This is a genomic window from Alteromonas genovensis, from assembly GCF_010500895.1.
Classification (GTDB): Bacteria; Pseudomonadota; Gammaproteobacteria; order Enterobacterales; family Alteromonadaceae; genus Alteromonas; species Alteromonas genovensis.
Window position 1 is genome coordinate 128,397 of sequence record NZ_JAAAWO010000006.1, and the last position, 13,724, is coordinate 142,120.

Genomic DNA, 13,724 nt, shown 5'->3' on the forward strand with positions numbered 1-13,724 from the left:
TTGGCGTCACGAATCAGTGGCACCAATCAAGTATTTGTCCACATTGGCGATAAGTGCTTAGCTTTGCCATGACTGCGTTTGTTGCCATGTTTGAACCCATGGGTGAATATCTCCAGCTGGCATGGGACGGGCGATACCGTATCCTTGGGCTTGCTCGCAGCCAAGCGCAAGCAGCGCTTTTCCGTGGGCGCGAGTTTCAACTCCTTCTGCAATAACGTCCCGTTTAAAAGCGTTGGCTAAACCCACTACGCCTTTGATAATTGCTAAGTCGTCAGGATCTTCTAGCATGTCACGAACAAAGCTTTGGTCTATTTTTACCTGTTGTGCGGGAAGCCTTCTCAGGTACGTTAAGGAGGAGTACCCCGTGCCAAAGTCATCTAGCGCAAAACGCACGCCTAGCTTATGACAAGCGTCCATAACGTCTGACACTTGCGTGATGTCGCTAAGCGCAGCGGTTTCTAAAATTTCTAATTCCAGTAGGTTTGAATCTACATCTGCGTGCTGGTGTAACAATAATGCCAGCCGTTCTGGAAAATCGCTTTGAGTAAGCTGGTAGGCGCTAATATTCACACTTATTGTAAAACTGAGGCCGTCATCATGCCATTGCTTAATTTGGGCTAGGGCACTGCTTATCACCCATTCACCTAGCTTTATACTCAGATTATGACTTTCTATAGCGGGCAGAAACTCTAACGGTGGAATAAGTCCACGTTCTGGGTGTTGCCAACGAATTAGGGCCTCAACGCCAATAACGTCTCCTGTGCACATATTTACCTGTGGCTGGTAGTGCAATACAAAGTGCTCTTGTTCAAGAGCGCTTCGAATGTGGCCGATTCTTTCCCCCAATGCCTTGTACGCACTGTCTTTTTTGGTATCGAAGATATAGAACTGATTCTTACCTGCTTGCTTGGCTAAATACATGGCTTGATCAGCATGTCGCATAAGCTGCTCTGCGTCCGAGCTATCTTCGGGATAAAAGTTAACCCCTATGCTAGTTGTTACATTCAGCACATCGTCACCAATGAGCACGGGCTTTGCTGCCGCGTCAAGTAGCCGCTGTAGCGCTGGTTCGCTGTCATGCGGCCCACTTAAGTCAACCATAACAGCAATAAACTCGTCGCCGCCAATACGAGCCAGCATGTCTCCCTCTCTTAAGCTGTTTTTCATCCGTTGTGACACCGCGACTAAAAGTTCATCTCCCACCTTATGGCCATGATTGTCGTTAATGGCTTTGAATCCATCGAGATCCATAAAGGCAACGGCTAACGATTGTTTACGGCGACGACATTGAGCCATCGACTGACTTAATTGATTGGCAAGTAATACACGATTTGGCAGGTTTGTAAGGGTGTCGTAATGGGCTAGGTGTTCCAGTTTTGAACGATAATTTACAAGTTTGAAAGCCTGTGTTCGCATAAAGCCCAGCATCAAGACCATGAACAAAACCAATATGCCAAGTACGATAGCTATCTTTATAAATAGGTCAGTTGAAGCCTCTTCTACTTTACGTGTGTTTAATGTTAACTCTTCGTCAATGATGATTTCTTTCAAGAGGTCGCGAACATTGCCAATGTATTGTTGGGTTAGCCCCCCAGCAAGCATTGTTGTCAAATCCTCATTGGACACTGATTTATTATTAAGCTCTCTTCTCGCTTGAATTTCTGGTATAGCAGCTTTGCGCAGCCAATCGTCAATGCGGCGTTCCAATGCATCAATATCTGATGCATTTACGTTACCACTGGCTGCGTGGCTGCGAAAGCGCTCTAGCTGTATAGCTAATCGCATTTTACCTTCTTCAAATGGCTCTAGTGACTCCTCTGTGCCAGAAAGTAAAAAACCGCGCTGACCGGTTTCCATATTGACTAAGCTCAGGGTTATTAGGTCGATTAGCGCTTTACCTTTTTCATTGCTTCGCTCCTCAAACTTATCATGTAAAGCAGACAGTAAACCTCGAATGTCGTCAAAAATAGCCTTACCTACTAGTCTGGACGATAAGGTTTCAAAATGGGCTAGGGCTACATCATTTTGCTCGATCTGTTGCCTTACCGCTATTTCAGGTTGAACAACTTGCTGCTCCCATCGAGTCATGAGCTCTGCCACTTTCGACCAGCGGGCGGCTTGCTGACCCTCACCAGTAACGAGTTGTTTACCTTTGCCTATCAACTTATCAAGCTGCTTTTTGTGGCGATTAAATTTTTCTAGTTTGATGTCTTCGCCGGTGAGCATAAAGTCGCTGTAATCAGCGTTAACTTCCATCAAGGTGTCATCGACAGATTCGGATAATCTTAACAGCTCATAATTATTTCTAACCTGACGCGACTCGCTTAAAATCGCCGAAATGCCGGTATAAATAACGCCTACTATCAATACTATAAGCATCAAAATAATGAGGTAGCTATAGGAAACTTTTCGTTTGTTCTTTTTATTGTTAAATGGCGTCAATGGAGATCTCAGTGTGAAGATTGAAAAAACGACTGCTAAAACGCGATGCCGAAGGCTAAACCTGCCACTATGGCATCGTCGTGATCGTGATGGTAGTCATAATGAAGTTGTGGTGAAAGCGTAAGACCCGACAACTCAAACTCGTAAAGCAAACCCACACGCGCCACGGGAATTTCCTCGCCGTCAAAAAACTCTACACCTGGTCCCACTTGGGCAATAAAGTTATTGGTGATATGTAAATCTGCTACTGCTAAGTAGGTAAATGCCTCTATATCACCAAAGGCATATTCTGCGACTAACCCTATTCCTAAAAAGTCGTTAACACGATATTCATAATCAACGCCTAGCGTGAATGCGTCACCGTGTTCATCGGTATTCGTTGTTGCTACTAAAAGTGAGAGGTGGTGTGGAGACTGTTGCCAATGGTGATGTTCTTCATTTGCTGTGCTTGCACGCACAGCGTTCGGCAGAATCAACAAAACAAAAAGAATAACTCTAAATGGTAGGCGCATGTGGGAACACTCTTCTACGGCTCAAAAAACAGAACGGCTAACTAAATTACCTATAAAGGGGGCATCGATGTTTGCTAAGCATCGACAGTAGACACGCCCTTGAAAATAACAATAGTTTATAACTATCGATTTTGCTTTGAGAGTAGCGCTTTATAACTATAGACTTTCGTAGAGAAAGGCGTCTAAAGGAAAACGAAAGTTCCTAATTCAACCTTTTGACAGCCTATCTTCATACTGTATGCCGTAGTGCGTTTATAAATGACGGAACTATCTACGATGTTGATGAAGCAGAGAGGGGCCATGCGGCCCCTCTCTGTTTTTATTGCCTTTACTTTTTTTTACAAGCTTACGTTTTCTTGGCTACCTAGGCCTGGACCATAAACAATGGCATTAAGCAGTAACCTGTTGGTACCTAGCGCGGCACCGCGGAAGTTAGGTTGGCCAGAAAACAAAATAATTTGCCCCTTGCCACTGCGTTCGCGAGTTAAGTAAGCCGTATTCGCAATACGCTGCTGTGCTTCTGGCCACAACAAGCCACTCATGCGAACCTTAAGTGCTTTATCTTGTGGCAGTGTGAACCAGCGATCGGCGTTTTTCTTACTCTCACTGTCCCCTTTTTTCTTGTTAGGACTTGGGCTAAATACACCCGCTCTAACCACGGCTTCGCTATTATCTGCCGACATTAATAGCGGTTGATTGCTGTAAAGTAATGGCAGTACTTCGGGCGTACCCGCTGTTAGCCAGTGCTGTTGGTCGGTTCTGCCGGCTACCATAGCGCCACTTGGCATAAAGTGGCTTAACCATTTATCGCGGCGGGTTAGCTCTTCCTCTTTAAGCGGTTTAGGTAAATCGTCCCATGGAAACGCGAAGTCTGCATTTAAGGTGTGAGACATTGCTGCCTTAGTATCTACCTTGTTTAAATTCGCCATATATTCACGGTTTAAAGAAATATCGTAATCGAGCGCCTTCTCAAAGCTATTCTCAATGGTTTTCACATTGGCAATGCCATCTTTACCCGCTAACGCTGCCGCACTTCTGCCGTGAGCGATAAGCGTTCCGCCGTTGTTAACCCATTCATCTAAAAGCGCCTGCTTAGACTTATCTAGTGCTCCATAGCTGGTGGGGAGAACAATGACATTGTAACGACGCAAGTCAGTTCGGTTTAAAGAGTTAACGTCTATTTGGCTGTGGCGAATGCCCAAATTAGCATCGATGCTGTACCAGGTTGCGCCCACATCGTAGCTAGACATATTGCCGTGGCTTAAAATAGCCACCTGGGGCCGAGTAAGAAGATCAAAATGCTTGCCTCCCCATTCAGGTAACTCACCCTCGCCAAAGCCGCTTGTTGTGGCGATTACCGACACCATAAGCTCATCGGCGGTTTGCTTTATTAGGCTTGCAAGGTTTTCTGTATTGGGGTTATCGGTGACCGTTACCGCAATAGAGCCTCGATTGAAAACCGTGTTTTCAAACTCTGATTCGCGGTCAATATAGCGAACGTGGATACCGCGCTCCATCAGCCTTGCTGCAAAGGCGACAGATCTATCATCTGCACCGTCTACCATCCATGCAATAGCATTATCAAGCAATGTATGGGTGTGGGTACTTGGCTTATACGGGCTCATATTACTAGTGAGGTGCTCACTCACAGTGACACTTTCTAGACCGTACATCATGGTTAAATTCCATGCAGTGGTGTCATACATTAGCGATGAACCGTCACGCAAGGTTTTCTGGCGTTCTTCTAGTAGTACAGCGTTGTTGACACCTGCGTCAAACTCCATGATGGCAGCAATTAACGGCGCCTCGGCTTGGCGGTTAGGCACAACAATACTGCCTTTGGGAATAACAATATCTTCTTTCACGTCGCCTAAATGCGTGGTGGCCTCGTCCACTTCCATATCTTTATCGGTAATATACACCTTGATATCTTGAGCCAACAAACGGCTCACCAATGCGTCGGTTCTGCCAATGTTGTCATTCGCCATAATCACGTAGGTGCGGTTAGCAAATTTTCCTTTAGAGGCAACGTTGTTCTTACGACCCTGCCAGTAATCTTGGTACATGGCTTTACTGTTTTTATCCAACGTCTTGAGGTTGGCAAGGGTGGATATAAACTGATGATGCACCGATTCGATATAGGTTTGCACCGTGCCTTCAGGTCGGCGCACGCCGTCTTCCGCCATACGAGATTGCTCGTAAAGAATGTGCATGGTGCCGCGATATTCAGAGTAGTTTGAATACCCTGGGTACCAGTTTTCAAACCATTCGCCGGTGTAGTAGCGCCAGCCTTTCTCATCAAAAGCCGCAGACTGATCACGGGCAAAGGTTTTTGCCCATTTTTGCAAATTAGGATCAATGTTTTGATTTAATGGTTGGCGCGGTGGGCCCATCAGATAGGTGTCTTGGCTTCCCATTTCATGGCCATCAATCATGAGCTGGGGCCGCCAGTCATTGATCATTTCAACGCGACCGACGGTTTCAGGCTGCGTGAGATAAAAGAAATCTCGGTTTAAATCGAAAAAGTAGTGATTTGTTCTGCCGTAAGGCCAGTCACCACGGTGTAACAACGACTGGTCGTCAACATTGGGTGCCGTGCCGCGATACTGCTCCAGTGATTTGGCAAATCGAGCGCGGCCATCAGGGTTCATCATGGGGTCGATAACAACCACCATATCATCAAGCAGCGCTTCCACGTCTTTGTCTTCACTGGCAATCAGATGGTAGATAGCGGTTAACGCTGCATCTGCGCCTGATGTTTCATTGCCATGAATAGAGTATGCCATCCAGGCAACGGCGGGCAGCGAATCGATGATGTTGCTGGCTTGGCTGTCGCTGGTATTTAACGGGTTAGCAAGCTTATCGATATTACTTTTAATAGTATCAAGCTCACTGAGTAACGCCGGTGTTGATATAAACGCGGCAATCAGTGGGCGACCTTCATGGGTGCGTGCATACTCGACTACATGCAACCTATCGCTTTGCTCAGCCCAATGCATGACTGCACTGTGTATTTGCGCTGGGTCGGCAACGCGAGAGCCAATGGGAAAGCCGAGCAAGGTATCGGGATGGGTTATTTGCTGATTATAAGTGCCAGAAAGTAACTCGCCAGAATACGCTAAATCTGGGTCGTTAATTGGTTTCATTAATATTGCTGAGTAAGTGGGCACAACGGCCAGCCCTAACAATAGCGTGAACCACTTTGTGATGGATTGCATGAGTGTTCCCTTATCGTTTTTGATCTTATCGTTTTTGATCTTATTGTTTATGGCGACTTCTCGCTAAGATGTCTCACTATGAACATTCGAGATAGCTTCTCACCATTTTGATGCTCTTATACTGTAGCGTATAAATTGAACAGTCAATGAGACTGCGATGAACGCAGGGGTTATCACGATTTACTTTTTCTGTGAATCAAGAGTTTGTTAAGAGTTCAGTGTCGAGAGATGAGTGTAGCGGTGGCAACAAATAGCAGGTAAAAAGGCGTAAGCTCTGAAGTTAAGTGACCCCGAGGCTTCGCCTTTAATTATTCTAGATTTTACGCACTTTCTGTAGAGTGAAGAAAGTTACTGTAAGTGTCTAGAATTGATGGTTTTTCCCAATGTAAGAAGTGGCCAGTATCCGGTACGAGTTTATACACGCAATTGGGAATTTTAGTCACTGCCGCACGAATACCATCGTGGTCTAAAATGGTGTCATGCTCACCGCAGATAACGAGGGTCTTTGCTTCAATTTCGCGTAAGTTAATTAGCTTGCTAATGTCTCGACTGGTTTTTACAAACTCGCAGTGCTCGTAGAAATTAAGCAATTCTTTCTCATCCATATTTGAAAATTGGCTGATCATTTGTTGCTTCTGCGATTCAGGAATATATTGTCCAAAACACTCAATCATCAAAGGTGCAATGTTTTCAACATCGCCGGTTTTAAATGCTGATTGTCCGCGGTGAATAAGCTCTAAAATTGTGTCGTTGGTAGAGACACCAAAGCTTCCCAATATCATTTTTTCAATTTTAGTTGGATATTTTGCTGCAATGTATGCCGCTAATATAGTGCCCCATGACGCTGCGGCAAGTACAACTTTGTCAGTTTTCGCGGTGTCTCCTATAACATCAAGCAGTACTTGTTGCTGCTCTTCAAAAGTCACTTGTGGAGCGCCTGAAAGTATCTCTGCGCGACCGGTACCGGGCAAGTCAAATACAACGACAGAGAAAGAGGGTACAAAGCGTTTAACAAAACTTCGCCATACTGCCATGGTTTGTTTTGCACCGCTTATGCATACAATAGTGTCTGGTTTGTCTCCATAAATACGGTAGGGAACAAGGAATCTATCACAACGTATACTGCCTTTTACAACCTTCACTCAATCGCCCCATTACTCTTATTGCATTTGATTTGCTATCAATGCTTTATTATCTACTATTGGCTTTTGACCAAACCATATTGACCACAGGGCTCTGGTAAGCTCGCTGTTGTCTGTTTCAACGATTTTTCGCTCATTGAAATATACTATAAGTTTACCCACATTCACACGCGATAATACTAACCGCGAATTTTCAGTAATATCGTTATCAAAACCATCTGATAATCGCATTATTTCGGTCTTTATATTGCTCAAGTCGACATCAGGGTTATTGCGCTCTATGCCGTCCATTAATGCCTCTTCAACTTGTTCGCGAGAGACATCTCGCAGAAACTCTATCTCTACCCGCTGTGAAAGCTGCCCAGAAGAAATAAGTTTGATGAGTTCATCAGGGTTATCGGAAGTTTCTTGAGGCCAAGCCATAAAGTGGCTAATTTTATACACACTGAAGAAAAAGCGTTTTCTCACCGTTGCACCACTAAACGCTAATGGCTTAGTAGGCTCTGCATACTGAGTCGACGAGACGGTTTCAGCATGAGCCTCAGCACTTTCGTTGACATTTGCGTTAGCACTTACGTTAGCACTTGCGGCTATCGTAGCCCATGAGGCAGTGCTCAAAGCAGCCCAAATTAAGGCTAAAACGCCGTTATGACATATCCATTTCATAGCTAGCCTATTCTAATAATTAACTTCTGAAGCCAGTGCGAGAGTACGTGGTTCAGTTGCGTTTAAAAAGCATATTAACAAATAATTAATGTGAGTGAGAGGGCGGGGTGGTGTTTTCCGTTTTAAGGGGCTTTTAATAAGAGAATAAGAAGAATAGAAAAGCAGAGGAAGCGCACAAATACGCTTCCTCTGGTTTTAAGTTCTAGCTTTTAGCAATAAGTTTTAGTACCGCAAAGAGAACGTAACGCGCACGTTGCGAGGCTCTACAGGGTGATAATGCAAATCTTCAATGCCTCCTTCAGGTTCGCCAGGCAGCCGTGATGCATAGAAATAGTCAATATCGTGATCGTCGCTATCCAAGGCATTTAACACTTCAAGGGTGACATCCCAGGTTGGCTGGCGGTAGGCGACTTGGGTATTAAGTAAGAACGTTGCTGGAGGCGAAACCTCATCAAAGCTTTCTACCGTTCGCGAGCTTAAGTAGCGAGCTCGAAGTGTATAGCTCATGCCCAATTGGTCGTTATTTTGATAGTAGGTCGCCCCTGCGCTGACAACGCCGGGAACAGTGCCATCAATATGTCGTCCTTCGCCCTCAACCCTATCGCTGAAGCGGGCATTGGTGTAGGCCGCTTCAATATCGGTGGTAAGGTGGTGGCTTATCCAGTAGTACGCGCTTAGCTCAATACCGTGACGCTCGGATGGACGGCTTGCCTCGGTAAAGCCTGCATCGCCTACATACAGCAACTCGCTGTCTAACTCTAGTCGCCATAATGCGGCAGATACGTTGAAGGTTCTTCCGTCTGTATAGTTAACACCTGCCTCATAACCTAACGATTTGACCAACAATGGTGATGCCGGTGTTGACTCTGAGCTTACAGGGTCGATGCTTATGGTTGCACCGCGGGCGTCATTAGAATGAAAGCCTTGGCCAATGTTAGCAAACGCTGTGATGTCGTCGGTAACGGCGTATTTTAGTGCTGCTTTTAGCGTGAATAGGCCATCACTTTCTTCACCGCTATTTGCCGCAAGGTCGCTTGTAACATCCACATCTAAGTAATCGTAACGACCACCGAGAGATAGGCTAAGGGCATCTGTAAGCAGTATGTTTGACTGTGCAAATAAGGAATAGCTACTACTTTTTATGGCGTCTTCTCTAATCGTGCCTACACGTTGCAAGTTCCGTGTGCGATAAAGGCCTACATTCTCAATATCGTCGAAGCGCCATTGAGCCCCCATGGTAATGGTACTGCCATCGGTTACCGCCAGCGGTACTGTGGTAAATAGTTCACCACCATAAATTTGCCGGTCGTCTGCTTGTTCGAACTGGTCTCCCGTTTCTGGATTATCTAAGAAATAGGTAAAGTTAGAAAAAAGCGTTAAATCGGTATCAATGGCATAAAACGAAGCATTAATGCCATCGCTGGTATAGTTTGCCGATAGTGAATAGCGTGAAGACTCTCCACCAACGTCGGTGTCAATAGAGCCAAGGCGATCGATGAGGCCGCTTTCAATAGCGCGGGCAGGTACTTGGTCGGCACCGTTCCAGCTGTTATCGTATGCCATTCCCGTTACCGTTAACTCACCGTCGAATAAGGGCGTAATATAGCGAATGTTGGCATTCTTTTTTCGCACATCTTCGTTGATATCAGTCCATGGTCCGTCGTATGTCTGGTACTCAAACGCGGCAATGGCCTTACCTTCGCCAATGTCAGCGTGGTTGAGTGTTGCAAGTCGCTGATAGCCGTATTCACCAAGGGTGAAAAATAGACGATTGTCGTCGATAGAATCTTTTAAATTGAAAAATGCACCACCGGCACTAGAGAAGTCGCCAATATTGGCATAGTAGGTGCCTTTAAAGTAACTCAAGTTATCCACCATTTCGGGGATCACAAAGTTAAGGTCGCTATAGCCTTGTCCATGACCATGGCTACGCATATTGATAGGCATGCCGTCAACGCTAACGGTAAAGTCTGTGCCGTGGTCTAAGTTAAAACCACGGAGAAAATACTGGTTAGCCTTACCTGAACCACTATGTTGAGTCACCATCATGCCTGGTATGAATTCAAGCATTTCGCCCGTGCGCAACATGGGGCGCTCAAGTAACGTATCGCCTGAAACCCAGCCTTGGGATGCAGACACAAATTCGCCACTTTTCTGAGACATATCACCGTTCACGCGTATGTGTTCGATATCGCCTTCTGCGGGATCGTCAAGTGCAAAGGCGAGTGCAAAAGAGGGGGACGCGCAAAGTATTGATGCAACGCTTAGAGATAGCGCTGAAATTGCATAACCTGAAGCCATAATTATCCTTAAAGCAAAAACAAGTTCAGTAGTAAAACGTTTGATGCGATGCTTTGGATGCAAATAAAATGTGTGTGTTTTACCCAGCCTAAAACGCACAGCCCTGTATAACAGACATTAAAAAGCCCGCCTTGCTGAGCAAGCCGAGCTTTTTTATATTAGCCTTTAGAACGCTAATCTTACTTTAATACTTATATTTCAATTATTTATTCTAGGTCAGTGGGTTGTGGCACTGGCTTAGCCAAGCTGTTTCCGAAGCTCTGCCATAAAGGCATTAATGCGTTCTGCATTTTTACCTAAATCGCTTTGACCTACCCGAGACTTACTACGAACATCAACCAGCGTGTTGTCGCCCTTTTCTGTTAGCCTGATCACCACATCGTCTTTAAAGCCAAACCACGTAGTGGTATCTGTGGCTTCTAATGTGTTAGGTAGAGCGCCAGCGGTAACGTTGTCCCAACCAAGGGTGGCAATGGCTTTTTCTGCAGCAACGTACACTTCACTTACAGGCTGCGGAAGTAGCTGCGTTTTAATTTCTGGGTACGCTTCTAACTGCTGCTTAGTAATATCGCCGCCTTCATAATTAACATCGTTTGGCGCGCCTTCGCGAAGCGGTGCAATAGCAACAAATTCAGGTGGGTTTGTAACATCAGTGGTAATGTCGTGAATAGGCGGAACAGTACTTGCCTTGCTCATCATGCTGACTGGCATTGCAACCGCAATTAACGCTAAAACAGCACATACGATAGTGCTACCCCAGCTAATATTTTTACGATTAATGATCACCTGAAGCACGATAAGGATAAGAGCGGCACCGCCAACGTAAACTCCGTAACGTAAAGACGTAAATGCTGTACCTAAGCCCACACCTGCGTACTGATACAAAGGGCCGGGCAATACAACCATCAAAAAACCAAGGATACTGGTTAACGCGACTAATATTTTCAAGGGAACTCCATTATTTTTGTTTTATATTTTGGAATACTTTAACAGGCATTTTGGTGTTTTGGATTACTTTATAAAAGATAAATGTGCAATGGTTATCACCAAGCTTGTAAAGTGGCGGCTCCTTAATTGCTCGTGATACCGTGCGCCTATTGAGATGAGATTTTGAGCAACAACACTCTCAAAGAGAGTATTGTGAAGAGTAGTTTTTTAAAGAGTAGTAGTTTGAACGCCAATACCGTAAGCAGAGCGCAAGGTGACTCGCCATTACACGAACTTCTTGCTGACATGTTAGTCGATATTCTATCGACCATGGTGAGCATGTTTGAGGAGGGCGTCAGTGAGTACACCCTTATTTCGATGTTAAAAAAGCCGCCTTATACGGTTTTTGATGAGGAGGCTCTGCGTGACCCGCTTATGCTGTTTAAAACCCACTTCATTCTGTTTAACGCGCTCTATCAACTGCGTTCGATATGGCTTAAGGACGGGGTAGGCAAGCTTGATATTTATACGCTTAATATTCGTATAGATTTATTTGCAGGTGCAGATGTGGATGCAGGTGCCACTGTGCCTAAACAAGTGCTTGCACCCGGGGCTGCACTTGCACCTGAAAATGAATTAGCAATAACAGAGCATGCGCACAAGGTAGGCTCTCACGACGCGTTGGCTTCTTATTACTTAGATTGGAACAATTTCGAACAAACTGACCAAGAGAGTGTTGAGGCTTTACTAACCAGCTTTTGGTCAACAATGGGAAACGCCCAATACGCTTCTTTCAACGATGGTGATATTGAAGCAGCCCATCGCATACTCGGGCTCACCTGGCCCTGCGCTGCATTACCACGTGAAGAACATAACGCCTATTCTTTGAAAGAGATTAAAAAACACTACAGAAAAAAGCTACAGCAGCTGCACCCCGATAAAGGAGGAAGTCGCGAACAAGCTCAACAGGTCATTTCGGCATACCAATTATTAGTACGCTTCTATTCGTTTAAATAGGATGTTGGGGCGTCAAAGCTAACTAAATCTCAGGATAAAGGGAAAGTCGTTAGTTATTTAACGACGACATTTGTAAACTCGGCTACTCAGCCTTTTAATCTTTAGTGTAAGAGCGCAAAATAGAGTTAATAAGAACATAGCTTCGTATATATTCGAATTCCAAACTATGTCACATCAATACCGGTACTCAACAGCCACTTTCGCCTCGCCAAAAGTGAGTATCTCGGCACAGTAAAATAGACAAGCTTTGCAAACATTCATTGCGTTATTGCAGATGGCATATCGCAGATGACGTATTTCAGATGGCGTTCGACCGTCTGCATTAAACTAGTTATTGGGAAATAGAAGATTTATGAGTCGCATTTTTTACCTTACTGCAGCGCTACTGACACTTTTCGGCGTTGCAGCATGTTCAAACGAATCAGCACAATCGCCAGACTCGCAGCAGTCAATGCCCGCGCCTTCTGTTTCTGTAGTAACCCTCAAAAGGCAGCCAGTGCAGCACGAAATGGTGTTGCCGGGCCGAGTGAGTCCATCTCGTCAATCACAGGTTCGTCCGCAGGTAGATGGTGTTATTACAGACCGCCTTTTCGAAGAGGGGGCGCAGGTAAAAAAAGGCCAGCAGCTTTATCAAATTGATCAGGCTCGGTATCTAGCGCAGCTCAACAGTGCAAAAGCAGATTTAAAAAGTGCGCAGGCTAACTTAAAAACCTTAGAGGCAAAGGCACGTCGCTACGACGACCTGGTCGAGAAAAACGCCGTTAGCAAACAAGAATACGACGATGTTATTGCGCAAAAAGAACAGGCCGAAGCCGCTATTAGCGTTGCTGACGCTGCGGTGGATGTTGCCAAAGTCAATATGGGTTACACCAAAGTATACGCACCTATAAGCGGGCAAATCAGCCGTTCTTTTGTAACCGAAGGTACTCTTGTTACCACTAACCAAGCCCAGCAACTTGCCATCATCACACAGCTCGACCCTGTATTTATCGATATGCAGGAGTCGGGCGCTTCTATTCTCACGTTACGCCAATCTATGCGAAACCAAGGCGCACTTGATGTAGAGCTAACGGTGGATGAAGTGAGTGGAGAAAAGTACTCACACACAGGTAGCGTTAAGTTTTCTGAAGTCACCGTTGATGAAAGCACGGGCTCAGTGACGTTGCGCGCCGAAATGCCTAATCCCGACAGTATCTTGTTACCAGGTTTATTTGTTAAAGGTCATGTGATCACAGGTCGCGAAAATGCGCTGCTTGTGCCACAGCGAGCTACAACCCGCCAAACCGACGGTTCGCTTTCAGTGTATGTGGTGAATAGCCGCGGTGAAGTTGAGGGCCGAACCCTCAGCGTTGGGCAAATTTATCGCGATCAATATGTGGTAAACGATGGGGTAAGCGAAGGCGAGCAAATCATTGTTACCGGATATCAAAAAGTAAAACCAGGTGCAAAAGTGAATGCATCTGAATGGCAACCTTCATCACGCGGCTCACGATAAGCAA

9 protein-coding genes are annotated in these 13,724 nt (G+C 45.4%); 2 read left to right on the top strand and 7 right to left on the bottom strand.

The genetic code is table 11. The features are described from left to right. Positions 1–57: 57 nt before the first annotated feature. From GTQ48_RS10055 to GTQ48_RS10085, 7 genes are all read right to left on the bottom strand, one after another. Positions 58–2,442, bottom strand: coding sequence for an EAL domain-containing protein (locus GTQ48_RS10055; RefSeq protein ID WP_163106569.1), 2,385 nt, complete (start codon positions 2,440–2,442; stop codon positions 58–60). Positions 2,443–2,477: 35 nt separating this feature from the next. Continuing rightward, positions 2,478–2,954: a hypothetical protein gene (locus GTQ48_RS10060; RefSeq protein ID WP_163106570.1), complete on the bottom strand. Its 477-nt coding sequence runs from the start codon at positions 2,952–2,954 to the stop codon at positions 2,478–2,480. Positions 2,955–3,292: 338 nt separating this feature from the next. Next, complete coding sequence (locus tag GTQ48_RS10065) at positions 3,293–6,172, bottom strand: M14 family metallopeptidase (protein WP_163106571.1); 2,880 nt, start codon at positions 6,170–6,172, stop codon at positions 3,293–3,295. A gap of 320 nt (positions 6,173–6,492) precedes the next feature. Then, complete coding sequence (locus GTQ48_RS10070) at positions 6,493–7,314, bottom strand: alpha/beta fold hydrolase (RefSeq protein WP_163106572.1); 822 nt, start codon at positions 7,312–7,314, stop codon at positions 6,493–6,495. An 18-nt stretch (positions 7,315–7,332) separates the two neighbouring features. Further along, positions 7,333–7,980: a chalcone isomerase family protein gene (locus GTQ48_RS10075; protein ID WP_163106573.1), complete on the bottom strand. Its 648-nt coding sequence runs from the start codon at positions 7,978–7,980 to the stop codon at positions 7,333–7,335. A 222-nt stretch (positions 7,981–8,202) separates the two neighbouring features. Next, complete coding sequence (locus GTQ48_RS10080) at positions 8,203–10,281, bottom strand: TonB-dependent receptor (RefSeq protein ID WP_163106574.1); 2,079 nt, start codon at positions 10,279–10,281, stop codon at positions 8,203–8,205. A 237-nt stretch (positions 10,282–10,518) separates the two neighbouring features. Beyond that, a complete protein-coding gene (locus tag GTQ48_RS10085; protein ID WP_163106575.1) occupies positions 10,519–11,229 on the bottom strand; it encodes a DUF1499 domain-containing protein in 711 nt (236 codons plus the stop codon). Positions 11,230–11,421: 192 nt separating this feature from the next. On the opposite strand from GTQ48_RS10085, the gene GTQ48_RS10090 reads away from it, so the two are divergent. Both GTQ48_RS10090 and GTQ48_RS10095 read left to right on the top strand, forming a co-directional pair. Further along, positions 11,422–12,225, top strand: coding sequence for a DNA-J related domain-containing protein (locus tag GTQ48_RS10090; protein WP_287009514.1), 804 nt, complete (start codon positions 11,422–11,424; stop codon positions 12,223–12,225). 352 nt (positions 12,226–12,577) lie between these two features. After that, positions 12,578–13,720 (top strand): efflux RND transporter periplasmic adaptor subunit, encoded by a 1,143-nt coding sequence (locus GTQ48_RS10095; protein ID WP_163106576.1) that lies wholly within the window; start codon positions 12,578–12,580, stop codon positions 13,718–13,720. Positions 13,721–13,724: the final 4 nt, after the last annotated feature.